This is a genomic window from Streptomyces noursei (assembly GCF_016917755.1).
GTDB lineage: Bacteria > Actinomycetota > Actinomycetes > Streptomycetales > Streptomycetaceae > Streptomyces > Streptomyces yunnanensis.
This window is the reverse complement of the sequence record NZ_CP070326.1, coordinates 1,882,071-1,904,753: the sequence shown is the minus strand read 5'-3', so window position 1 is coordinate 1,904,753 and position 22,683 is coordinate 1,882,071. Positions and strand designations below refer to the sequence as shown.

At 74.1% G+C, this 22,683-nt stretch carries 25 protein-coding genes and 1 pseudogene; 18 read left to right on the top strand and 8 right to left on the bottom strand.

Annotation, left to right across the window (positions count from 1 at the left end; translation table 11 throughout):
• Positions 1–322 precede the first annotated feature (322 nt).
• Complete coding sequence (locus tag JNO44_RS08240; protein ID WP_205362607.1) at positions 323–1,957, bottom strand: FAD-dependent oxidoreductase; 1,635 nt, start codon at positions 1,955–1,957, stop codon at positions 323–325.
• 293 nt (positions 1,958–2,250) lie between these two features.
• Between JNO44_RS08240 and JNO44_RS08235 the strand changes: the two genes are divergently transcribed.
• From JNO44_RS08235 to JNO44_RS08205, 7 genes are all read left to right on the top strand, one after another.
• Complete coding sequence (locus JNO44_RS08235; RefSeq protein WP_073448209.1) at positions 2,251–3,372, top strand: SchA/CurD-like domain-containing protein; 1,122 nt, start codon at positions 2,251–2,253, stop codon at positions 3,370–3,372.
• A 146-nt stretch (positions 3,373–3,518) separates the two neighbouring features.
• The gene (locus JNO44_RS08230) at positions 3,519–3,980 is read left to right on the top strand and encodes a cupin domain-containing protein (RefSeq protein ID WP_205362606.1); all 462 of its coding nucleotides are present in this window, start codon (positions 3,519–3,521) and stop codon (positions 3,978–3,980) included.
• On the top strand, positions 3,977–5,245 hold the full coding sequence (locus tag JNO44_RS08225) for a beta-ketoacyl-[acyl-carrier-protein] synthase family protein (protein WP_205362605.1): 1,269 nt from the start codon (positions 3,977–3,979) through the stop codon (positions 5,243–5,245). The genes JNO44_RS08230 and JNO44_RS08225 overlap by 4 nt, the downstream gene beginning before the upstream one ends.
• Positions 5,242–6,492: a beta-ketoacyl synthase N-terminal-like domain-containing protein gene (locus JNO44_RS08220; protein ID WP_205362603.1), complete on the top strand. Its 1,251-nt coding sequence runs from the start codon at positions 5,242–5,244 to the stop codon at positions 6,490–6,492. Before JNO44_RS08225 ends, JNO44_RS08220 begins: the two co-directional genes overlap by 4 nt.
• 12 nt (positions 6,493–6,504) lie before the next feature.
• Positions 6,505–6,768, top strand: a complete 264-nt coding sequence (locus JNO44_RS08215) for an acyl carrier protein (protein ID WP_205362600.1) — start codon at positions 6,505–6,507, stop codon at positions 6,766–6,768.
• A gap of 2 nt (positions 6,769–6,770) precedes the next feature.
• The gene (locus tag JNO44_RS08210; protein WP_039638404.1) at positions 6,771–7,238 is read left to right on the top strand and encodes an SRPBCC family protein; all 468 of its coding nucleotides are present in this window, start codon (positions 6,771–6,773) and stop codon (positions 7,236–7,238) included.
• A 63-nt stretch (positions 7,239–7,301) separates the two neighbouring features.
• Positions 7,302–7,634 (top strand): TcmI family type II polyketide cyclase, encoded by a 333-nt coding sequence (locus JNO44_RS08205; RefSeq protein WP_067354634.1) that lies wholly within the window; start codon positions 7,302–7,304, stop codon positions 7,632–7,634.
• 87 nt (positions 7,635–7,721) lie between these two features.
• Here JNO44_RS08205 and JNO44_RS08200 read toward each other — a convergent pair whose 3' ends face one another.
• The 3 genes from JNO44_RS08200 to JNO44_RS08190 form a co-directional block, all read right to left on the bottom strand.
• Positions 7,722–8,753, bottom strand: a complete 1,032-nt coding sequence (locus tag JNO44_RS08200; RefSeq protein ID WP_205362598.1) for a methyltransferase — start codon at positions 8,751–8,753, stop codon at positions 7,722–7,724.
• An 82-nt stretch (positions 8,754–8,835) separates the two neighbouring features.
• Complete coding sequence (locus JNO44_RS08195; protein WP_235092687.1) at positions 8,836–9,936, bottom strand: right-handed parallel beta-helix repeat-containing protein; 1,101 nt, start codon at positions 9,934–9,936, stop codon at positions 8,836–8,838.
• A 357-nt stretch (positions 9,937–10,293) separates the two neighbouring features.
• Positions 10,294–11,118 (bottom strand): TetR/AcrR family transcriptional regulator C-terminal domain-containing protein, encoded by an 825-nt coding sequence (locus tag JNO44_RS08190; RefSeq protein ID WP_205362595.1) that lies wholly within the window; start codon positions 11,116–11,118, stop codon positions 10,294–10,296.
• 146 nt (positions 11,119–11,264) lie between these two features.
• On the opposite strand from JNO44_RS08190, the gene JNO44_RS45100 reads away from it, so the two are divergent.
• On the top strand, positions 11,265–11,669 hold the full coding sequence (locus JNO44_RS45100; protein ID WP_420882744.1) for a P-loop NTPase family protein: 405 nt from the start codon (positions 11,265–11,267) through the stop codon (positions 11,667–11,669).
• 41 nt (positions 11,670–11,710) lie between these two features.
• Positions 11,711–12,616: a siderophore-interacting protein gene (locus JNO44_RS08175; protein ID WP_205362593.1), complete on the top strand. Its 906-nt coding sequence runs from the start codon at positions 11,711–11,713 to the stop codon at positions 12,614–12,616.
• Between the two features lie 6 nt (positions 12,617–12,622).
• Here JNO44_RS08175 and JNO44_RS08170 read toward each other — a convergent pair whose 3' ends face one another.
• A complete protein-coding gene (locus JNO44_RS08170; protein ID WP_205362592.1) occupies positions 12,623–13,399 on the bottom strand; it encodes an alpha/beta hydrolase in 777 nt (258 codons plus the stop codon).
• Positions 13,400–13,651: 252 nt separating this feature from the next.
• On the opposite strand from JNO44_RS08170, the gene JNO44_RS08165 reads away from it, so the two are divergent.
• Positions 13,652–13,849: a hypothetical protein gene (locus JNO44_RS08165; protein WP_039638411.1), complete on the top strand. Its 198-nt coding sequence runs from the start codon at positions 13,652–13,654 to the stop codon at positions 13,847–13,849.
• 62 nt (positions 13,850–13,911) lie between these two features.
• The gene (locus tag JNO44_RS08160; protein WP_205362591.1) at positions 13,912–14,313 is read left to right on the top strand and encodes a DUF6126 family protein; all 402 of its coding nucleotides are present in this window, start codon (positions 13,912–13,914) and stop codon (positions 14,311–14,313) included.
• Between the two features lie 13 nt (positions 14,314–14,326).
• On the opposite strand, the gene JNO44_RS08155 is transcribed toward JNO44_RS08160, so the two are convergent.
• Complete coding sequence (locus tag JNO44_RS08155; protein ID WP_205362590.1) at positions 14,327–15,112, bottom strand: CDP-alcohol phosphatidyltransferase family protein; 786 nt, start codon at positions 15,110–15,112, stop codon at positions 14,327–14,329.
• A gap of 122 nt (positions 15,113–15,234) precedes the next feature.
• Here JNO44_RS08155 and JNO44_RS08150 point away from each other — a divergent pair, with 122 nt between their 5' ends.
• The 5 genes from JNO44_RS08150 to JNO44_RS08130 all read left to right on the top strand — a co-directional run bounded on the left by JNO44_RS08150 (position 15,235) and on the right by JNO44_RS08130 (position 19,783).
• Positions 15,235–16,239 (top strand): zinc-dependent alcohol dehydrogenase, encoded by a 1,005-nt coding sequence (locus tag JNO44_RS08150; protein ID WP_205362589.1) that lies wholly within the window; start codon positions 15,235–15,237, stop codon positions 16,237–16,239.
• A gap of 83 nt (positions 16,240–16,322) precedes the next feature.
• Positions 16,323–16,721, top strand: a complete 399-nt coding sequence (locus JNO44_RS08145; protein WP_205362588.1) for a 6-pyruvoyl trahydropterin synthase family protein — start codon at positions 16,323–16,325, stop codon at positions 16,719–16,721.
• Between the two features lie 19 nt (positions 16,722–16,740).
• Positions 16,741–17,853, top strand: coding sequence for a glycosyltransferase family 4 protein (locus JNO44_RS08140; protein ID WP_240167482.1), 1,113 nt, complete (start codon positions 16,741–16,743; stop codon positions 17,851–17,853).
• Entirely contained in the window at positions 17,850–18,737 is an 888-nt protein-coding gene (locus tag JNO44_RS08135; protein ID WP_205362587.1) for a class I SAM-dependent methyltransferase, read from the top strand. Before JNO44_RS08140 ends, JNO44_RS08135 begins: the two co-directional genes overlap by 4 nt.
• Complete coding sequence (locus tag JNO44_RS08130; RefSeq protein ID WP_205362586.1) at positions 18,737–19,783, top strand: lysylphosphatidylglycerol synthase transmembrane domain-containing protein; 1,047 nt, start codon at positions 18,737–18,739, stop codon at positions 19,781–19,783. The genes JNO44_RS08135 and JNO44_RS08130 overlap by 1 nt, the downstream gene beginning before the upstream one ends.
• Here the strand turns inward: JNO44_RS08130 and JNO44_RS08125 are convergent.
• Positions 19,682–20,551, bottom strand: a complete 870-nt coding sequence (locus tag JNO44_RS08125) for a RibD family protein (protein ID WP_205362584.1) — start codon at positions 20,549–20,551, stop codon at positions 19,682–19,684. The genes JNO44_RS08130 and JNO44_RS08125 overlap by 102 nt on opposite strands.
• A pseudogene (locus JNO44_RS08120) lies at positions 20,535–21,286 on the bottom strand (creatininase family protein). The gene JNO44_RS08125 and the pseudogene JNO44_RS08120 overlap by 17 nt, the downstream one beginning before the upstream one ends.
• Positions 21,287–21,397: 111 nt before the next feature.
• Between JNO44_RS08120 and ribA the strand changes: the two are divergent.
• Both ribA and JNO44_RS08110 read left to right on the top strand, forming a co-directional pair.
• A complete protein-coding gene (gene ribA / locus JNO44_RS08115; RefSeq protein ID WP_205362582.1) occupies positions 21,398–22,051 on the top strand; it encodes a GTP cyclohydrolase II in 654 nt (217 codons plus the stop codon).
• A gap of 142 nt (positions 22,052–22,193) precedes the next feature.
• Positions 22,194–22,634, top strand: a complete 441-nt coding sequence (locus tag JNO44_RS08110) for an SPW repeat protein (protein ID WP_205362580.1) — start codon at positions 22,194–22,196, stop codon at positions 22,632–22,634.
• Positions 22,635–22,683: the final 49 nt, after the last annotated feature.

Sequence of the window (22,683 nt, the reverse complement as noted above, 5' to 3'; positions counted from 1 at the left end):
CCGCCTATGTTGCTCATTGTGACAACGGCAGCGTTTGATTCGGCCCGGACCCAGGTGCAGCTTCGTTCGTATCAGGGGCGGAAGTGTCTGATCACGGACCAGGTTTTTGAGCCCACGGACCAGTGACGGACCAACGCCGCGCGGATCGGGCGGCAATCAGCGGGCTGTGACCCGTTCTGCAGCAGGTCAGCGGTGTGCGTTGAGGTCTTGCCGAGCGGCTTACAGCAACGGTCAGGAGATACGTTCCAGGGGCCGGCGGAGCCGCTGCCCGCCCCGTCGGCCCCTGGTGGGCCGGCCGACGGATCCGTCGGCACCGGCGGAATCAGGCGCGGCGGAGCAGCCCGCCCAGTACCTCCCGCAGGGCCCCCTCCGGGTCGGCCACCCGCCCGTCCGCGCGCCACGCCACGAAGCCGTCCGGCCGCACCAGCACCGCGCCCTCCGGTGCCGTCCCGTGCACCTCGGCCCAGTCGACGCCCTCCTCCGGGACCAGGTCGGCGTCGGCGTCGGTGCCGATGCGGTAGTGGTCCAGGCAGGCCGACCAGTGTGCCGCGGCGGCCTCCGCCGCGGCGCGCCAGATCTTGCCGTCCTCGGTGCCGGTCAGCAGGACGAACGACCGCTCGTAGAGGTCCACCGTGGAGCGCCGCGCGCCGTCCTCGTGCAGCCACAGGTGCGGGGCCCGGGTGCCTGGTTCGCCGGTGAGCCGCAGCTGCTCCGGGACGACCGGCAGTTCGGGGTCGGCGCCGATGACCGCGCCGCACGGGTAGCAGTAGCCGAGGGCGACGGTCAGCACCCCGCGCTGCCGGCCGCTGCCACCGGGCGCCGGGTCGTAGCCGGGGTGGCTGTGCTCGGCAGACCGGGCCGAGGCGCGGGCGCTGGTCACCTCGGCCACCGGCCGGCGCTCCTCCTCGTAGGTGTCCAGCAGCGCGGGGGCCGCGGCGCCGTCGAGCACCGCGGCCAGCTTCCAGGCGAGGTTGTGCGCGTCCTGGATGCCGGTGTTGGAGCCGAACGCCCCCGTGGGGGACATCTCGTGGGCGGCGTCGCCGGCGAGGAAGATCCGGCCGGCGGAGTACCGCTCGGCGACCCGCTCCGCGGCGTGCCAGGGTGCCTTGCCGGTGATCTCGACCGCCATGTCGGGCACGCCGGTCGCCCGGCGGATGTGCGCGACGCACCGCTCGTCGGTGAAGTCCTCCAGCGTCTCGCCGCGCTCGGGGTGCCAGGGCGCGTGGAAGACCCACTCCTCGCGGTTGTCGACCGGCAGCAGGGCCCCGTCGGCCTCGGGGTCGGTCAGGTAGCAGGCGATGAAGCGGCGGTCGCCGACCGCGTCCGCCAGCTCCCGGGCCCGGAAGGTGATGCTGACGTTGTGGAAGAGGTCGCCGGGGCCCTTCTGACCGATGCCCAGCCGCTCCCGCACCGGGCTGCGCGGGCCGTCCGCGGCGATGAGGTAGTCGGCGCGCAGGGTGGCGTGCTCGCCGGTGTTCCGGTCCTTGACGACCGCGGTCACCCCGTCGGCGTCCTGCTCGGACGTGATCAGCTCGGTGCTGAACCGCAGGTCGCCACCGAGTTCGCGGGCGCACCGCAGCAGCACCGGCTCCAGGTCGTTCTGGCTGCACAGGCACCACGCGGACGGGCTGAACCTGGCCAGGCCGCCGCCCGGGTCGATCTCCCGGAACAGCCACTCCTGGTCGTCTCCCGTCAGCGAACGGGCCTGCAGGATCCCGTGGTTGTCGGCGAGGACCGAGGCGGCCTCGCGGATCGGGTCCTCGGCGCCGGCGACCCGGTACAGCTCCATCGTGCGGACGTTGTTCCCCCGTCCGCGGGGGTGCCGTGAGGTGTCCGCGTGCTTCTCGACCAGGACGTGGGGGACGCCCAGGCGTCCCAGGAAGAGCGAGGCGGACAGGCCCACCAGGGACCCGCCCACGATGAGTACCGGCACCCGGCCCTCGACCCTTGGGTTCATGTACGTGGCTCCAGCTCCAGCGGCGCGTACGGGAGATGGAGCAACGCATGCCCGGCCGGTGGTCCCTTCCATCACGGTTCACCTGCATGGCTCACAGATCTCGCGCCGACCGTGGGTCTTGGCCACGATCGAATCCGGACCGCCACCCGCGAAACGCCGGGGGCCGGAGGTCCGCCCATCCGGCTCAGTCGCCCGGGTCGCACCGGGGGTCCGGGAGGCACCCGAGTCCCGGACCGTGCCGGAACCGACGACGCACCACAGGGGCCAGACGCCCCGGAGGAGATGCGTAGAAGATGACAACGCTGTCGGAACGAATATCGCAGTCCGCCTTCGACGGCTCCAGACTCCGGGTCGTACTGCTGCTGGATCTGCAGGACGGCGCCCAGCAGCAGTTCCTGGAAGCCTACGAGCAGCTGCGGAACCAGGTGGCCTCCGTCCCCGGGCACATCACCGACCAGCTGTGCCAGTCCATCGAGAACCCTTCCCAGTGGCTGATCACCAGCGAATGGGAGAGTGCCCCGCCGTTCCTCGCCTGGGTCAACAGCGAGGAGCACGTCAAGATGGTGCAGCCGCTGCACAGCTGCGTGCGCAACACCCGCTCCCTCCGCTTCAGCGTCCTGCGCGAGACCTCCAACGTCGCCGCCCGCACCCCCGAGCCCCTCAAGGGCCGGTTCCAGGCCAACCCCCGCGTCGGGGACGGCGTGGTCCGGCACGCCCTCACGTTCACCGTGAAGCCGGGCAGTGAGCCCATGGTGGCCGACATCCTGTCCGGCTACACCTCCCCGGCCGCCCGGGTCGACGCCACCACCCGGCTGCGCCGCACCTCCCTGTTCATGTACGGCAACCGCGTCGTACGCGCCATCGAGGTGCAGGGCGACCTGGTCGCCGCGCTGCGCCACGTCTCCCAGCAGCCCGAGGTCCGGGCCGTCGAGGAGGCCATCAACCCCTACCTGGAGCAGGACCGGGACCTCAACGACCCCAACTCCGCCCGGGTGTTCTTCACCCGCGCCGCGCTGCCCGCGGTGCACCACGTGGCGGCCGGTCAGGACCCCGGGAGCTCCGAGATCGCCCGGCACGCGCTGTACTACCCGGCCAAGCCCGGCTGCGGCCTGACGCTGGCCAAGATGCTGGCGCACCAGGACGAGGAGGCCGCCGACGACCCGGCGTGCCCCGTCCACAGCAGCACGATCTTCCAGCGCGACGACATCGTCGTCCGCCTCATCGACCTGCGGGCCCCCCTCGACCGTGACCCGTTGGTGTCCCTCGGCGTCCGGGGCGACCGCAAGCTCGCCGTGCTGCGGCGGCTGCTCGACGGAGACGTGGCCGGCGGTCTGACCACCGAACGCGAGCTCGCGCACTTCCTGGCCCGCGCCGACATGGACCTCATCACCGACCGTCGGGCGCCGGACGCCTGACCGCGCCGACCGTCCCCCTCGGTGCCAGCACCGGCCCCCGAGCGGCCGACGCCGTGCTGTCCGCCGCCCCGCAGGCCGCACCGGGCCGCACCGGCCGCACCACCCCCTGCCCATGTACCGGCATCACGCCCCTGGAGGAATCAGCCATGACCACGTACCGCCCACGCATCGTCGACCTCAGCGAGGCCCAGCCCAACCGCCGGCGCGGAGGTGATCTGCGCGCCATGCTGACACCCAGCGCGGTGGGCGCCACGAGCGGCTTCATGGGCATGGCTCTCGTCCGGCCGGGCGAGCGCATCGGAGAGCACTACCACCCGTACTCCGAGGAGTTCGTGTACGTCGTCGAGGGCGCCCTGGAAGTCGACCTCGACGGGGAGACCTATTCGCTGCGCCCGGACCAGGGGCTGATGATCCCGCCGTACATGCGGCACCGCTTCCGCAACGTCGGGAACACCCAGGCCCGGATGGTCTTCCACCTCGGCCCGCTGGCCCCGCGCCCGGAACTGGGCCACGTCGACACCGAGGGCACCGAGGCCGGTGCGGGCGCGGCCGCCACCGGGGAGCGCACATCGGCCGCCCCACCCGAACGTACGGAGCCGGTGTCATGACCCGCCGCGTGGCGGTCACCGGCGTCGGCATCGTCGCCCCCGGCGGCGTGGGGGTCCCGGCTTTCTGGGACCTGCTGTCCGCCGGACGGACGGCCACTCGTGGCATCACCCTCTTCGACCCGACCGGCTTCCGGTCCCGGATCGCCGCCGAGTGCGACTTCGATCCGGCCGCGCACGGTCTGGACGAGGAGCAGGTGGCGAGGTCGGACCGGTACATCCAGTTCGCGCTGGTCGCCGCCGCGGAGGCGCTGCGGGAGGCCGGTGTGGACCTGGCACGGGAGGACCCGTGGCGGGTCGGGGTGTCCCTGGGCACCGCGGTCGGCGGCACCACGCGCCTGGAGCACGACTACGTGGCGGTCAGCGAGTCCGGCCGCCGCTGGGACGTGGACCACCGACCCGCCGGGCCGCATCTGCACCGGGCGTTCTCGCCCAGTTCGCTGGCGTCCGCGGTGGCGGAGCAGATCGGCGCGCACGGCCCGGTGCAGACCGTCTCGACGGGGTGCACCTCCGGCCTCGACGCCGTCGGTTACGCCTTCCAGGCCATCGAGGAGGGCCGGGCCGACGTCTACGTCGCGGGAGCCTCGGACTCGCCGATCTCCCCGATCACGGTGGCCTGCTTCGACGCCATCAAGGCGACCTCCGCCAACAACGACGACCCCGCCCACGCCTCCCGGCCCTTCGACGCCCAGCGCGACGGGTTCGTCATGGGCGAGGGCGGCGCCGTCCTGGTCCTGGAGGAGTTGGAGCACGCCCGGTCCCGCGGTGCCACCATCCACTGCGAGATCCGCGGCTACGCCACCTTCGGCAACGCCTACCACATGACCGGCCTGACCCAGGAGGGTCTGGAGATGGCCGAGGCGATCAACCGCTCGCTGGCGCACGCGCAGCTCGACCCCACCCAGGTCGACTACGTCAACGCACACGGCTCGGGCACCCAGCAGAACGACCGTCACGAGACCGCGGCGGTCAAGAAGTCGCTGGGCGACCACGCCTACAAGGTGCCGATGAGCTCGATCAAGTCGATGGTGGGCCACTCGCTGGGTGCGATCGGCGCAATCGAGATCGTGGCCTGCGTCCTGGCCCTGACCCATCAGGTGGTCCCGCCGACCGCCAACTACGAGAACCCGGATCCGGAGTGCGACCTCGACTACGTGCCGAAGACCGCACGGGAAGTACCGCTGCGGTCGGTGCTGTCCGTGGGCAGCGGATTCGGCGGATTCCAGTCGGCCGTGGTCCTGACCCGCCCGGGTGGGAGGACGAGATGAACTCCCCGTACACGCGCTGTCCCGTCGTCACCGGCATCGGTGTGATCGCCCCCAACGGGTCCAACACCGAAGCCTTCTGGAAGGCCACCAAGGAGGGCATCAGCGTCGTCGACATGGTGACCCGCGAGGGGTGCGAGCATCTGCCCCTCAAGGTCGCCGGCGAGGTCCGCGACTTCGATCCGACCGAGCTGATCGAGGAGCGCTTCCTCGTCCAGACCGACCGGTTCACGCACTTCGCGATGGCCGCGGCCAACCTCGCGCTGGACGACGCCCTGTTGGGCCGGGCCGACTACAACCGCTCGCCGTTCGCGGTGGGGGTGGTGACCGCGGCCGGCTCCGGCGGCGGCGAGTTCGGCCAGCGGGAGCTGCAACACCTGTGGGGCCAGGGCTCGCGCCACGTCGGCCCCTACCAGTCCATCGCCTGGTTCTACGCGGCCAGCACCGGCCAGATCTCCATCCGCGGCGGCTTCAAGGGGCCGTGCAGTGTGGTGGCCAGTGACGAGGCCGGCGGGCTGGACGCGCTGGCGCACGCCGGCCGCACCATCCGGCGCGGCACCGACGCCGTGGTGGTGGGCGCGGCCGAGGCCCCGCTCGCCCCGTACTCGGTGGTCTGCCAGCTCGGCTACGAGGACCTCAGCCGGTGCGAAGAACCGGGCCGCGCCTACCGGCCGTTCACCGACGCCGCGTGCGGGTTCGTGCCGGCCGAGGGCGGCGCGATGCTGGTCGTCGAGGAGCGTGATGCGGCGGTGGACCGGGGCTCCCGGCCCCGGGCCGTGGTCGCCGGTCATGCCGCCACCTTCACCGGGGCGGCTCTGTGGGAAGCGTCCCGGGAGGGCCTGGCCCGGGCGATCGGCAGCGCGCTGGCGGACGCCGGGTGCGCCCCCGAGGAGGTCGATGTGGTGTTCGCGGACGCCCTCGGGGTGCTCGCGGCGGACCGGGCCGAGGCGTTGGCGCTCGCCGACGCCCTGGGCCCGCACGCCACCCGGGTCCCGGTGACCGCGCCCAAGACCGGCATCGGCCGGGCGTACTGCGGCGCCCCGGTCCTGGACATCGCGGCGGCGGTGCTCTCGATGGAGGGCTCCGTCGTGCCGCCGACCCCCAACGTCGTCGACGTCAACGTCGACCTCGACGTGGTGACCGGGAAGTCCCGTTCCGCCGATCTGCAGACGGCGCTGGTGCTGAGCCGGGGCCTGATGGGCTCCAACTCGGCGCTGGTGCTGCGGCGGTGCGAAAAGTCCCCCTCCTGAGAGGAGATTCCCATGACCGCTCGACTGAACCTCGACGAGCTGGCCGCGCTGATGAAGTCGGCCGCCGGTCTGACCGTCGACCCGGAGGACATGGCGAACCGGCCCGAGGCGACCTTCGCCGAGTACGGGCTGGACTCGCTGGGCCTGCTCGGCATCGTGGGTGAGCTGGAGAACCGGTACGGCTGCTCGCTGCCACCCGACGCCGAGCGCGCCAAGACGCCGCGCGACTTCCTCGACCTCGTCAACACCGACACCGTCACTACGACAGGAGCCTGACCATGCCCGGCCACACCGAGAACGAGATCACCATCGCCGCCCCGCTCAGCCTCGTCTGGGACATGACCAACGACCTGGAGAACTGGCCCCGGCTCTTCAGCGAGTACGCCTCCGTGGAGGTGCTCTCCCAGGAGGGCGACACCACCACCTTCCGGCTGACCATGCACCCCGACGAGAACGGCCAGGTCTGGAGCTGGGTCTCGGAGCGGACCCCGGACCGCGGGGCGCTGACCGTCCGCGCCCGCCGCGTGGAGACCGGCCCGTTCAAGTTCATGGACATCTTCTGGAAGTACAAGGAGATCCCCGGCGGCACCTCGATGCACTGGACCCAGGACTTCGCGATGAAGCCCGAGGCGCCGGTCGACGACAAGGGCATGACCGAGCACATCAACCGCAACTCCCGGATCCAGATGGAGCTCATCCGGGACCGGATCGAGCAGCGCGACCGCGAGCTGCGCGCGAACGCCTGACACCGACCGCCCGTCAGTCCGACCCCGGACCGCCGCCCGGCGGCAAGGAAGGGAACCTCCCCGATGCACCACGCTCTGATCGTCGCCCGGATGAAGCCCGGCTCGGCTCCCGACATCGCCGAGGTCTTCGCGTCCTCGGACCGCACGGAGCTGCCCCACTTGGTGGGCGTCAACCGGCGGACGCTGTTCCAGTTCGGTGAGGTGTACCTGCACCTCATCGAGTCCGACGTCCCGCCCGGCCCGGAGATCGCCAAGGCGCACCAGCACCCGGAGTTCCAGGCCATCAGCAAGAGGCTGTCCGCGTACGTCAGCGCGTACGACCCGGAGACCTGGCGCAGTCCCAAGGACGCCATGGCCCAGGAGTTCTACCGCTGGGAACGGGACCGCGCCGGCTGATCCGGACCGGCGCACGGTGACCGGCCTCCCCGGCATGTCCTGCGGGGAGGCCGCCCCGGTCTCCGTCGTCGGCCCGTCCACGTCGGCTCACTTCGCGGGCACGGTGCACTCGAAGGCGTGCAGATACGGGTTGACCACCAGGATGTCGTGGACCAGCAGCCCGGCCTCGGCCATGTGCCGGACCAGGCTCTCCTTGGAGTGCTTGGCGCCGCCCACGTTCAGCAGGAGCAGCAGGTCCATGGCGGTGGTGAACTTCATCGACGGGCTGTCGTCCACGAGGTTCTCGATGACCACGACCCGGGCGCCGGGCCGGGCCACCTCGACGACGTTCCCCAGCGTTCTGCGGGTGCTGTCGTCGTCCCACTCCAGGATGTTCTTGATGATGTAGAGGTCGGCCTCGACCGGGATCTCCTCGCGGCAGTCGCCGGGCACGATCCGCGCCCGCTCGGCCAGCGGACCGCCGTCCCGCAGCCGGGCGTCGGCGGTGTCCACCACCGACGGCAGGTCCAGCAGGGCACCGCGCAGCGAGGGGTACTTCTCCAACAGGCCGGCCAGGACGTGGCCCTGGCCGCCGCCGACGTCCGCCACCGTCGACACCCCGGTGAGGTCGAGGAGTTCGACGATGTCGCGGGCCGACTGCCTGCTGGAGGTGGTCATCGCGCGGTCGAAGACCTGCGCGGAGTCGCGGGCGTCCTCGTGCAGGTACTCGAAGAAGCCCTTGCCGTAGAGGTCGTCGAAGACGTTCCGGCCGGAGCGCACCGCGTCGTCCAGCCGCGGCCACGCCTCCCACGTCCACGGCTCGGTGCACCACAGGGAGATGTGGCGCAGGCTGTTCGGGGCGTCCTCGCGCAGCAGCCGCGACATCTCGGTGTGGACGAACTTCCCGCCTTCGGTCTCCTCGAAGATCCCGTAGCAGGCCAGCGCCCGCAACAGCCGTTCCAGCGGACCTGGTTCGGTGCCCACCGCCGCGGCCAGCTCCTCCACGGGCGTGGGCCGCTCGCCCAGCGCATCGGCCACGCCGAGCCGGGCGGCCGCGCGGACGGCCGCCGCGCAGGCGGCGCCGAAGATGAGTTCCCGCAGCCGCATGGTGGGTTGGGGGGTGGAGCTCACGGTGGTCATTCCGCCTCAATTCTCCCGTTTGGCGTTCGCGTTGAGAGGGCCGCTGCGCGGCGGTCGCGGCGGTCGGCCACGGCCGGCACCGCTATCGACACAGCCCGGCCGGCCTGGAGGTCCGGCAGGTGTTGCGGGTGAAGACGTTCTTGCGGCCGGCCTTGTCCGCGTTGATCAAGTCCGCCGGGGAGTTCCGCAGGACGACGTTGTCGCTGATCACGTTGCGGTCGCTGGAAGCCTTGACGAAGCTGGGGAAGAGCACCACGCCGCCCGACAGCGGCGAGGCGCCGGCGTTGTCGCGGACGAGGTTGTGCCGGACGAGGGTGTCCTCGGCGCCGGTCAGGACGATGCCGGAGCCCTGGAGGAACGACAGCCGCTTGGTCGCCGGGCAGTGCTTGTTGTTCCGCGAGACCTCGTTGTCCCGTACCGTCAGGGCGCCGGCCTTGGGGTGGCCCTCGTCGCCGACCACGAACACCCCGGCGCAGTTCCCGGCCACGGTGTTGTGGGCGATCAGCAGGTTCCGGAGCCGCCTGGCCGTGATGCCGATGCGGTTGCCGGCGAGCCGGTTCTCGACGATCTGGGTGCGCCGGGTGTCGATCGCCCCGCCCTCCTCCGTGACCACGTTGGCCAGGAAGATCCCCGCGTCGCCGTTCTCCGACGCGGTGTCGTCGCGCAGCAGGCTGCGCACCGACTTCTCCAGCGCGATGCCCCACTGGCCGTTGTGCCGCGCGGTGACGCCGCGCACCGTCAACCCCTCGGTGCCGGAGGCCCACACGCCGTTCCGGCGGAAGCCCTCGACGGTCAGCCGCCGCAGATGGACGTCGGTGAGCGGGTCGCCGTGGCCGGCGAGGACGCAGATGCCGTCGCCGTTCTGCCCGCAGGCGTTCGCCGCCCGGGTGGCGGGCGGGGCGATCACCGTGCCGCCGTCGGTGCCGCGGAGCACCAGATGCGACTTGTTGATCAGCACGCTCTCGCGGTACACGCCGGGCAGCACGGCCACGGTGTCGCCCGGGTGGGCCGCGTCCACCGCCCGCTGGATCGATTCCCCGGGGTGGACGACGAGCACCCGGTCGTCGCGGTCCGGCGTGGCCTGGGACGGCGGGGCCAGGCCGAGCGCGCCGGCCAGGACCGCCGCCGCGCAGCCCAGGTGGGTCATCCGCCGTGCCCCGCGGGGCATGTGTCGTAGAGCCATGAGGCGAAGCTATGGGCGATCATCCGCGCTCGCCACATGTGGTAGCCCGACGGACACGGTGCGTGCGGGCGTCAGTTTTCCGGTCCGGGGGCGCCCTGGCGGGGGCCGGTGGCGCGGGGCGCGGTGGCCCGGTCGGCGTGCCCGCGGCCCGACCCCGGAGCAGCCCTCGGGCCCGGTCCGGGATCGGACGGAGCGTCAGCCGGGCCGTCCGGCGGGGTCTGCGTCAGCAGGGCCGCGAGGCTGGCGGGCAGGAACCACGGACGGAGGCGGGGGGCGGTCACGGATGCTCAACGCCGTCACACGTCCAGACGACACCCGCCCGCGGCACGCCCGGTGGCTTCATCACTCCAACGGCGGCTACCGGGGTGGCCGCGCGGCCTGCCGTGCGACGGCCGCCTCGATGCCGTCCAGGATCACCGTGAGCCCGGCGTCGAAGGTCGCCCGCGCCTCGCGTTCGAGGTAGGAGCCTTGCGCGCCCTCCTCCGGCGGCGGCGAGGCGCCCTCGGTCTCCAGGCGGACCAGCAGTGGGAAGCGCTCCGCGAAGTCCGGGACCACCTCGGTCAGCGTGCCGGCGCGGGAGTGCCACCAGTCCTCGTCGGTGACGCCGGTGGCGGTGGCCGCCTCCCGGGACTCGGCGACGGTCCGGGCGGCGCCGCGGACGAAGTGGAACAGCACGCCGACGATCCGGCGCAGCGCGGCGGAGTCCAGCCCGGTGGTGTAGAGCACCCGCAGCAGGGTCTCCATGGCGGTGTACTCGTGCGGGCCCAGCACCGGGCGCGCCTGCGAGACCTGGAGCACCCAGGGGTGGCGCAGAGAGAACTCCCAGGTGTCGGTGGCCCAGGACGTCACCGCGGACTGCCAGCCGGCGGACAGGTCGTAGTCGGTGGGGAGCTCGGCCAGCGCCTGGTCGTACATCAGGTCCACCAGCTCGGTCTTGCCGGGGACGTAGGTGTACAGCGCCATCGCCGTGCGGCCCAGTCGCTCGCCGACGGTGCGCATCGACAGTGCCGCCATGCCCTCCGCGTCGGCCACCGCGATGCCCGCGGCCACGATCGCCTCCACGCTCAGCGCCGGTTTGGGGCCGCGGGTCGCGCGGGGGCGGTCCGCGGCGTCGGATTCCTCGGCCCGCCACAGCAGGGACAGGGAACGGCGGGCGTCGCCCTGGCCCGCGAATACCGTCAACTTGCTACTCCTTAGGGTGTAAAGCTACCGTCTCCGATCGAACACTTTATGGCGTAAGGATATCAGGGGAGAGGGTCATGGAAACCGAGTGGGGGGCGCGGCCGGCGGCGCCCGCGCGACTGCCGGCCAGCGCGGGCGGCCACGAAATGATCGAGGTCCGGGGCGCCCGGGAGAACAATCTCGCCGATGTGTCCGTCGATATCCCCAAGCGCCGGCTGACGGTCTTCACGGGGGTTTCCGGGTCCGGGAAATCCTCGCTGGTCTTCGGCACGGTGGCCACCGAGTCCCAACGGCTGATCAACGAGACCTACACCGCCTTCGTCCAGTCGCTGCTCGACCGGCTGGTGGACGACGGCAACACCGTCATCGTCATCGAGCACCACCAGGCGGTGATGGCCCACGCCGACTGGATCATCGACCTGGGCCCGGGCGCGGGCGACGACGGCGGCCGGGTCGTCTTCGCCGGCACCCCGCGCGACCTCGTCGAGAACGGCACGTCGCTGACCGCCCGACACCTTCGCGAGTACCTCGGCGCCGCTCCGGGCCACTAGCCAGCCGACCCACCGTCCGCACCACACCGCAAGGAGTTCCCATGACGGTCCTGCCCGTCGCGCTCATCCAGGTCACCGGCGTCCGGCGGCTCACCCCGCGCATGGTCCGCTGCACCTTCGCCGGGGACGGCCTCGACACCTTCCCCACCTGGCCCGACCAGCAGCTCAAGCTCCTCTTCCCCCGACCGGGCCAGACCGCCCCGCGACTCCCCGAGGCCCCCGCCGGCGACGACGGGATGCGGTGGTACCAGGCGTTCCTCGCGCTCCCCGAGGACGAACGCCCCTGGATGCGCAGCTACACCGTGCGCGCCTACGACCCCGAGCGGCAGTGGCTCACCGTCGACTTCGTCCTGCACGGCGCGCACGAGCCGGCCGGCCCCGCGACCCGCTGGGCGGCCACCGCGTCCGTCGGCGACACCCTCGCCCGGTACGGGCCGTCGGCGGTCTACGCCCGGCCGCTGCCCCTGGACGCCCCCGGCCCGATCCTGCTGGCCGGCGACGAGACCGCGCTGCCCGCGATCGGCTCGCTCGCCGAGGCCCTGCCCGCAACCGCCCGCGCGACGGCCTGGATCGAGATCGCGGACGGGGCCGAGGAGCAGCCCCTGCCGACCCGCGCCGACCTCACCGTCCACTGGGTGCACCGGGACCGCGCCGCGGCCGGGCCCGACGGCGCCCTGCTCACCGCCGTCCGTGCGGCCCGCCTCCCGGCGGACCCGGCCCTGGCCTGGCTGGCCGGGGAGGCCGGCGCGGTCCGCTCCCTGCGGCGCCATCTGATCGCCGACCGCGGTCTCGACAAGCGCCGGATCGAGTTCGCCGGCTACTGGCGCCGCAGCCTCACCCAGGACGACGCGCCGACCGAAGAGGACCTCGTCGAGGCCCGGGAGCGGTTCGCGGCGGCCCAGGAGCAGGAGGAGGCCGGTCGGGCGGGGTCGGAACAGGCCGGCTGACCCGCGCTACCCGAGGCGGCGGCCCTCACCGGCCGCCGCCCGGATCAGCACGTCGGTCAGCTCACCGGGCCGCGAGAGCATCGGATAGTGCCCGGTCTCCAGGTCGAAGTAGCCCACCCGGGGCTCGGCGAGCACCGCGTAGCGCGGGTCCCCGGTCGCCAACAGGGCCTCCAGGGCCGCGATGCCGGGCCCGTTGGCGGTGCAGAAGACGCCGGTGCTCGGCAGCGCGGCGGCGGCGCCGGTGAGCCGGAGCGGCCGGGTCAGGGTGCCCAGCGGCTGCGGCGCCGCCAGTCCCTCCATCCGGACCCGGTCGGCCGGCGCCACCCCGGTGAGATCGCCCCACACCTCCTCGTCCTCCAGCGGCGGGGGCGGCAGGAACCGTCCCCCGCCGCACTCCGTCGCCCGCCCCAGCAGCCGGTCCCGCACGGCCGGATCGGGCATCACATCGACCCCCGCGTCGCCGTCCTGGGGCATCCCGGTGTCCAGATAGACCAGGGAACCCACCCGGTCCGCACGGCGGTCGGCGGCGCCCAGCACCGGGAGCAGGCCGTAGCAGTGGCCCACCAGCACCGCGTCCCGGACGTCCTCGTGCTCCAGCACCTGCACGATGTCCTCGATGTGCGTCTCCAGGTCCGTGTCGGGTCCGGCCAGATGGCGCCGGTCGCCCATCCCCGTCAGCGTCACCGGGAGCGGGGTGTGGCCCCGCTCCCGGAGCAGCGCGGCCACCTCCCGCCAGATCCAGCCACCGGTGTAGCCGCCCGACACCAGCACGAATGCGGTCATCTCGGGTACTCCTCGTCCTCGTCCACGGTGCGCGGCCCCCGAGCGGCGGCCGCGGGACGAACGTAGAAGCTCCCGCAGCGGGAGGTTCAAGGGCGGCAAGTGCCGGGACCGGGCCGTCCATTCGGCACCGGCGGCGGACCCGCCGGGCGCGCCCCGCCCGTTCAACCCGGCGGGCCCGTCGTCTACAGTTGAGGAATTCCCCTGTTCAACGAACAACGCGATGGCCGGTCGGCCTGAACGCGGAGGGCATGCGTGGGCGGTTTCGCCGAATCGGTACGGGAACGGGTGCGCGCGGCGCGGGCCGCCGTCGAGGCGGCGCGGGCCGCCGATGACGCCTATGCGCTGGCCGTCGCGGAGGACGAACTGGACGACGCACTGCGGATCGCGCACGGCATCGGGATCGACCCGGACCGCGGCGCGGGCGATGCCTCCCAGGAGGCGTCGGAGTGAGCGGCCCGCCGCCGCGCCGGCGATCCGCGGCGTCCGGCGCCACCGGAGCCGGGTGACGGCCGATGTCCGGCGCACCGCGACGCAAGGGGCCGCCGCCGTGGCGCGCGGTCCGCTCCCGCACCTGCATACCCACCGCCGCCGCCCGGGCCTGCCGTGGCCGCCGCTACTCCGGGCCGGGCCCGCTGCGCCCCGCCGGCGGCCACGGGCGTGCCTGCCCGAAGATCGCCGCCCGGCATCTGACGTCGCCCCGCTGCGGCGTCCGCCGGGCCCGGGTCACCGCGGTCCGCCCCGGCACCCGACTGGCGCGGCTGCCCGCCGCCGTCCTGGTGACCCAGCGCGCCGCGGCCCACGAGGCGGCCCGGCGCAGCCTGTGGATACGCGTGCTCCTCTACATCGCCGTGACCCAGTTGGTGCTGGTGTTCCTGGCGCTGGTCGTCTACCTCGGGCGCCACGCGGGAACGTGACGCCCCCCCGGCCTCACCTCGCCCCCGACACCGACTCCCCGCCGGCAGCCCGTGCCGCGGGATCCCCGGCACCCCGGCCGACCGCCCCCCGCCGCACGCGCCACAGCCACCCCACGTCCCGCCCGAAGGACCACACCAGCAGCGCCAGCGCCCCCGCCACCGCGCCCCGTTCGACCGCCCGCGGCACGATCCCGGCGGCCGCCACCACGAGCACGATGCCCTGGAGCGCGGCCACCGTCTTGCGCGCCATGCTGTGCGGCAGCGGCGCGCGCAGCCACGGCAGCACCCAGGACGCCGCGACGAACAGATAGCGCAGCGCGCCGATGGCCAGCACCCACGGCCCCAGCGGCACGACCACGTGGACGGACAGCACCAGGATCAAGAACGCGTCGACCTCCATGTCGAACCGCGCCCCGAGCGCCGTCACCGTCCCGGTGCGCCGCGCCACCTGGCCGTCCACCGCGTCCAGGACCAGCGCCACCGCGGCCAGCCCGACCAGCACCGGCACCGGCACCGGCCGGTCGAAGGAGTCGACGACCAGCGCCGTCACCCCGCCGACGAGCGCGGCCCGGGCCAGCGTGACGCGGTTGGCCGGCCCGAAGGAGCGCGGCCAGGACCCGCGGAGCGCCCGGGCCAGCACGGCCCAGGTGGCCGCCGCGAAGACGCAGCCCGTCAGCCACCCCGCCGGGCCCAGCCCCACCGCCCGGCACAGCACCGCCAGCAGGACCAGTTGCGCGACCGTCCCGGCCGCCGGCGCCGGGTCGAACGGCCTTGTCCCGAACCGCGCTTGTCCGGCCATCGCGCCTCCCAGACCCTGTGGCGGAGCCGGGGGACGCCGCGTAGGGTGACGCCGTCGCCGTGATCCCCGGTGTGCGTCGCCCAGCATCCACGACGCATCGCCGCACCGTCCAGGAGGATTCGTTGCCGCGCGTCGCCCAGGGCTTCTGGCTCAGCGCTCCAGGCCGCGGCGAGATCCGGGCGGTCGAGCTGCCGCGGCCCGGTGCCGACGAGGTCCTGGTGCGCACGCTCTACTCCGGGGTGAGCCGCGGCACCGAGAGCCTGGTCTTCCGCGGCGGCGTCCCGCCGAGCCAGTACGCGGCGATGCGCGCCCCGTTCCAGGACGGCGCGTTCCCGGCCCCGGTCAAGTACGGCTATCTGAACGTGGGCGTGGTCGAGGAGGGGCCGGCCCCGCTCCGCGGGCGCACGGTCTTCTGCCTCTACCCGCACCAGACCCACTACGTCGTCCCGGCGGACGCGGTGACCCCCGTCCCGGACGACGTCCCCGCGGCGCGCGCGGTGCTCGCCGGCACCGTCGAGACCGCGGTGAACGCCGTGTGGGACGCCGCGCCGCTGCTCGGCGACAAGATCGCGGTGGTCGGCGGCGGCATGGTCGGGTCCGCGGTCGCCGCCCTGCTGGTCCGCTACCCGGCCGCCCGGGTGCAGTTGGTCGACGCCGATCCGGCGCGCGCCGCCACCGCCGAGGCGCTGGGCGTCCCGTTCGCGCTGCCCGCCGACGCCCGCGGCGACTGCGACCTCGTCGTCCACGCCAGCGCCACCGAGGAGGGCCTGGCCCGGGCCCTCGAACTCCTCGCCCCGGAAGGCACCGTGATCGAGCTGAGCTGGTACGGCGACCGCCGGGTCGGCCTGCCGCTGGGGGAGTCCTTCCACTCCCGCCGGTTGACCCTGCGCAGCAGTCAGGTGGGCGCGGTCGCCTTGGCCCGCCGCGGCCGGCACGGCTTCGCCGACCGGCTCCGGCTCGCGCTGGACCTCCTCGCCGACCCCGCCTTCGACGCGCTGGTCACCGGGGAGTCCCGCTTCGCGGAACTGCCGTCGGTGCTGCCCCGGCTGGCCTCCGGCGCGCTGCCGGCGCTCTGCCACCGCATCCGCTATCCGGCGGCCGGCGCCCCCGCGCCCGGCGCGGCGTGACGCCCACCCGCGACACCCCGCCCCGCCCCGGTATCGACACCCCGGTATCGACACCTCGGTCACGACACCCTGGAGGAACGCCCGTGTTCAGCATCACCGTCCGCGACCACCTGATGGTCGCGCACAGCTTCCGCGGCGCGGTCTTCGGGCCCGCGCAGCGTCTGCACGGCGCGACCTTCATCGTGGACGCCACCTTCCGCCGCCCCGAACTGGACGACGACGACATCGTGGTCGACATCGGCCTGGCCACCCAGGCGCTCGGCGCGGTGGTCGCCGAGCTCAACTACCGCAACCTCGACGACGAACCGGCCTTCGCCGGCACCAACACCTCCACCGAGGCGCTGGCCAAGGTCATCGCCGACCGGCTCGTCGACCGGGTGCACGCCGGCGACCTCGGCGCGGGCGCCCGCGAGCTGGCCGGGATCACCGTCACCCTGCACGAGTCCCATATCGCCTGGGCCAGTTACGAGCGCGCGCTGTGACCCGACGCGGGCGCACCCGGTGACCGGTCCCGCTCCGGCGGGCGGACGCGTGGTGCACGCGGTGCTGCCCGGCGGTGTCGCCGACCCCACCGCACCCAGCGGCGGCAACGTCTACGACCTGCGGGTCTGCCGCGACCTGCCGGCCCTGGGCTGGCGGGTCCACCGCCATCCGGTGCCCGGTGGCTGGCCGTGCCCGGACGCCGCCGCCACGGCCGGACTGGCCCGCCTGCTGGCGGGGTTGCCGGACGGTGCGGTGGTGCTGCTGGACGGCCTGGTGGCGTGCGGGGTGCCCGACGTGCTCCGCCCCGAGGCCGCCCGGCTGCGGCTGGCCGTCCTGCTCCACCTGCCGCTCGCCGACGAGACCGGCCTCGCCCCGCAGGCCGCGGCGGAGTTGGACGCCCGCGAACGGCGCGCCCTGCACACCGTCGCCGCGGTGATCGCCACCAGCGACTGGGCCGCCTGCCGGATCCGCGCCCACCACGGGCCGGGGCTGCCGCCGGTGACGGTCGCCCGGCCGGGCGCCGATCCGGCGCCGCTCGCCCCCGGGACGGACGGCGCCGGCGGGCTGTTGTGCGTGGCGTCGGTGACCCCGCGCAAGGGCCACCGCCGCCTGGTGGACGCCCTGGCGACCGTCGCCGACGCCCCCTGGAGCTGCACCTTCGTCGGCGGCACCGGGCACGACCCGGACGGCGTGCGGCAACTGCGCCGGGACATCGCCGCGTCGGGCCTGGGCGACCGCATCCGCCTCGCCGGCCCGCGGACCGGCGCCGCCCTCGCCGCCTGCTACGCCGCCGCCGACCTGGTGCTGCTCGCCTCGTACGCCGAGACGTACGGGATGGTGCTCACTGAGGCGCTGGCGCGCGGGATCCCGGTGCTGGCGACGGCCGTGGACGGCGTGCCGGAGGCGGTCGGGCGGGCCCCGGACGGCAACGTTCCCGGACTGCTCGTCCGGTCCGACGAACCGGCCGCGCTCGCGGGGGCGCTGCGGGCCTGGTTCGGCGCACCGGACCTGCGGCGGCGACTCGCGGTCGCGGCGCGCGCCCGCCGTGCCATCCTGGAGGGGTGGGAGACGACGTCGCACAGTCTGGCCGGAGCGCTGGAACGGCTGCGGAACGGGCCGTTGAGCCCATGAACGACGCGGTCGGCCGGCCGCGGTTCTCTCCCCAGTGGCTGGAGCTGCGGGAGCCGGCGGACGCCGCGGCCCGATCGCCTGCGCTACTGCACCCGTTGCGGGAGCGGCTCGCCGCGGCCCCCGCCCCGGAGCGCTTCGGCGGCACCGGCGGCCTGGCGATCCGCGACCTGGGCTGCGGTACGGGCTCGATGGGCCGCTGGCTCGCGGTCCGGCTGCCCGGCCCCCAGCACTGGGTCCTCCAGGACCACGACCCGGCGCTGCTCGCCCGGGCCGGGAGCCGGATGCCGTCAACCGCCGCCGATGGACGGCCCGTTACGGCCGACGCCGACTGCGGCGGGCTGGCCGGGCTGACCGCGGCCGCCCTCGCTGGTACGTCGCTGGTGACCGCCTCCGCGCTGCTCGATGTGCTCACCCGCGACGAGCTGGAGACCCTCGTCACGGCCTGTACCGGTGCCGGCTGTCCGGCGCTGCTGGCGCTCTCCGTCACCGGCCGGGTCGAACTGTCCCCGGCCGACCCGCTCGACGCGGAGCTCTCCGCCGCGTTCAACGCGCACCAGCGGCGGACCGCGGGCGGACGCCGGCTGCTGGGGCCGGACGCGGTCGTCGCGGCCACCGGGGCGTTCACCCGGCGCGGGGCGCGGGTGGTGACCCGCCCCAGCCCCTGGCGGCTGGGCGGGCCCGAGCGCGTGCTGACCGAGCAGTGGCTGCGGGGCTGGGTGGCCGCGGCCCGGGAGCAGCGACCGGAGCTGGCCACCAAGGCCGACGGATACCTCGGACGGCGGCTGGAGGCGTGCGCGGCAGGCGAGTTGGCCGTCACGGTGCACCACGCCGACCTGCTGGCGCTGCCGGGCCCGGCCCGCTTCCGGGACACCGGATTCGCCTGATGAAGCGTCAACTCTGGTCGTGGCTGCGGATGCTCGGCGGGCTGGGCATCCTGCTGGTGCTGCTGTGGCACCTGGGCTCCGGCGCCTTCCTGGACGGCCTGCGCCGGATCGACGCCGGCACGCTCCTCGCCGGCCTGGGCATCGGGGTGCTGACGACCGTGTGCAGCGCCTGGCGGTGGTGCCTGGTGGCCCGCGGCCTGGGCCTGCGGCTCCCGCTGGGGCGGGCGGTGGCGGAGTACTACCGTGCGCTGTTCCTCAACGCGGCGCTGCCCGGCGGGGTGCTGGGCGACGTGAACCGGGCGGTGTGCCACGGCCGTGCCACCGGGGACGTGGGCCGGGGCGTGCGCGCCGTGGTCCTGGAGCGGGTCGCGGGGCAGCTGGTCCTGCTCGTGGTCGGGACGGTGGCGCTGGCCGTCCGGCCCTCGCCGGTGCGCACCGCGCTCGGCCGCGCGCTCGGCACGCCCGCGGCCGGAGCGGTGGGCGCGGCGGTCGCGGCGGCCGTCCTTGCGGCCGTGCTGCTGGGCCGGGCGCGCGGTCGCCGGACGGGTGCGGGCGGCTGGCCCGGTGGCCGGCTGCGGGTCGCGCTGGCCGAGGTCGGGCGGGCCGGTGCGCTGTGGTCGGGCGTCGCCGCGCTGTCGCTGGTGGTCCTCGCCGGCTATGTGGCGACGTTCCTGCTGGCCGCGCGGGTCGCCGGGGTGCGGGCGCCGGTCGCCGACCTGGTGCCGCTGGTGCTGCTGGCGCTGTCGGCCATGGCGCTGCCGCTGAACGTCGGCGGCTGGGGGCCCCGCGAGGGCGTCGCGGCCTGGGCCTTCGGCGTCGCCGGGCTGGGGGCCGGGCAGGGCCTGGCCACCGCCGTCGTCTACGGGGCCCTCGTCCTGGCCGCGAGCCTGCCCGGCGCCGGGGTGCTGCTGGGGACTGTCCGATGGGTCGGGGTCGGACAGACCCTAGACCGCGTCCGCCACGTCCGGGCCGCCGCCCGGAGCCCGCAGCTCCAGCTCGAAGAGCGTGTCCTCGCCCAGCACGCACCGGCGCACCGGCGGCCGTAGCGCCCGGCGCATCACCGGCGTACCGGGGAAGCGCAGCCCGGGGACGCCGTCGCCGAGCAGGACCGGTGCGACGGTGAGGTACAGCCGGTCCAGCGCCCCCGCCCGCAGGAACCGCGAGACGGTGACTCCGCCGCCCTCGACCAGCACCCGGCCCAGGCCGCGGGCGGCCAGTGCGGCCCGCAGCCGCCCCGGCGCGAACGCGTCCCGGTCCGGCAGCGCCAGCACCTCGACGCCGTCCCCGACGCGTTCCGGGACCACCCCCGGGCCGACCACCCACAGCGTCGGCGCCGCACCGTCGGTGAACACCCACCGGGTCCGTGGCACCCGGCCCTGCGGGTCGAGCACCACCCGCACCGGGTCGGGCCCGGCGCAGGCGCGGACGGTCAGCCGGGGGTCGTCGGCCACCGCGGTCCCGGCGCCGACCAGCACCGCGTCGGCCAGGGCCCGCAGCCGGTGCAGATGCCGGCGGTCCTCCTCCCCGGTGACGTAGTCGGCGTCTCCGGTACGGGTCGCGATGAAGCCGTCCAGGCTCTGCCCGAGCTGCGCGAACACCACCCGGGGGCCGGCCAGGCACAGCGGCAGGTACCGCTCGGCCAGCTCCGCCGCGGCGGGGGAGAGGGCCCGCGGCGGGTGCCCGTCCGGGCCGTCCGGGCCGCCGGCGTCGCCGTCCGACCGCAGCCCGGCGGCCGCCGCCTGCGCCGCGCCGCGGATCCCGAGCAGCAACGCCCAGGTCGCCGCCGCGCCGAGCGGGTCAGTCGCCGCGGACACCGCACACCTCCGGGTACGCGTCGAACGCCTCGACCAGCCCGGCCAGCAGTTCCCGGCCCTTCTCGGCGGAGGCCAGGGACGGCCGCCCGATCACCCCGGAGGCGGTGTAGCGGCCATGCCGAGGGTGAGCAGATGCGGTCGTTCGTCGGCGCGGTGGTCGGCGGTGGCGTAGCCGTCCCGGACCACTTCGGGGTGGGTGTGCAGCAGGATCGAGGTCTCGGTCTCGCCGGCGTGCATGTCGTCGTGGGCGGAGGTCTCCAGGCCGGCCCGCTCGCGCGCCGCGGCCCAGTCCGCCGGGCCGGGGAAGAGCGCCATCCGGATCCCGTCGTGCGCCGCGGACTCCTGGACGACGTTGCGCAGCACGTAGTTTCCGCCGTGGCCGTTGACCAGCACCAGGGCGCGGACGCCGGAGCGGTGCAGGGACGCGGCGATGTCGGTGACCACCGCGTGCAGGGTGCGCGCGGAGAGGCTGACGGTGCCCGGCCAGTCGGCGTGTTCGTGGGAGCACGAGACGGTCAGCGGCGGCAGCAGCAGCACCTCGTGGCGGGCGGCGATCTCCGCGGCGACGGCGCATGCGATGAGGGTGTCGGTGGTCAACGGCAGGTGGGCCCCGTGCTGTTCGAAGCTGCCGATGGGCAGCAGGGCCAGCCGGGGGCGTCCGGCGCGGACGTCCTCGGTGGTATGGGACGGCAGGCCGGCGGGCGAACTCCGGTGGTCCGGCGCGGTCGTGGGCATCGGCAGGCTCCGATCGGCGGCAATCCGGCGTGGGGTGAACCCGGTTGGCGGATCCGCGGCCGGCCGTGACGACGCCCGCCGCGGAGGTCCGAACGCGGGTACGATCATGCCATGACGGACTCCGAGGGCGCTTTCGACGTCGGCGACCCGGGCGTGCGACGGGTGGTGGAGGTCCGACTCCCCACCAGGTACGGAGAGTTCCGGGCCGTCGGCTTTCTCGACCGTTGCACCGGAATCGAGCAGGTGGCCCTGGTCCGGGGGGAGGCAGCGGGGGAGCGGGTGCTCACCCGGCTGCATTCGGAGTGTCTGACGGGCGATGCCTTCGGCTCCAAGCACTGCGAGTGCGGTGAGCAACTGGCCGCGTCGTTACGGGCGATAGCCGAGGAGGGGTGCGGCGTCCTGGTCTACCTCCAGGGCCACGAGGGGCGTGGCATCGGGCTGCTGGCGAAGCTGCGGGCGATGAAACTCCAGCAGGACGACGGTCTGGACACCGTGGACGCGAACGTCGCGCTGGGGTTGCCGGTCGACGCCCGCGACTACCGCTCCGCGGCGGGGATGCTCCAGGACCTCGGCGTCCGCTCGGTGCGACTGCTGTCGAACAATCCGCGCAAGGGGGAGGCGCTGGAGCGGTACGGCGTGCCGGTCGCCGAACGGGTCCCGCTGCTGGTGCCGCCCGGCGCGGAGAACCTCCGGTACCTCCGCGCCAAACGGGAGCGGCTGGACCACGACCTCCCGCATCTGGACGGGGTCCCCGGCCCGTCCTGAGCGGTCGAGCCCCGATTGTCCGGATCTCGCCAAATTCTCATGGTCCGACATCTACACATAAAGGCGACATAAGAGCAAAATAAAGGTGCGCGGCTGATGCCACGCGATGCGGCCCCGACATGGAGCGAAGGAGGCGAGTCGCATGGCCGACGTCTCACACCCCAGAGGAGATCTCGCTGGTCACCCCGACGTTTCCGAGATGAGGGAGCGGTTCGAGCAGACGCTCGGCGGGCGTGATGTGGTGCTCGTCGACGGGCCGGTCTTCCTGGTCGGCTTGTACTGCGCGGTATCCCCGTGGATCGTGCACTACACGGCCTCCCAGCCGGCGCTGATGACCCACAACCTCATCGTCGGCATCGCGATCGCCCTGCTGGCAGTCGGGTTCACCGTCACTCCGGAACGGATGTACGGCCTGAGCGGCGCGATGTGCGCGATCGGCGCCTGGCTGATCGTGGCGCCCTGGATCGTCGGCCGCGGTCCCGATGCGGGGGTCATCTGGAACAACATCGTCATCGGCGCCCTGACGTTGGTGCTGGGCGCACTGTGTGTCGCCGTGGCATCGAGAAGTCGCCGCGCCACATGAGGCGCGCTCCCACGGGGGCGTGTGAAAACCACCGGCCCGCTTGCCCTTC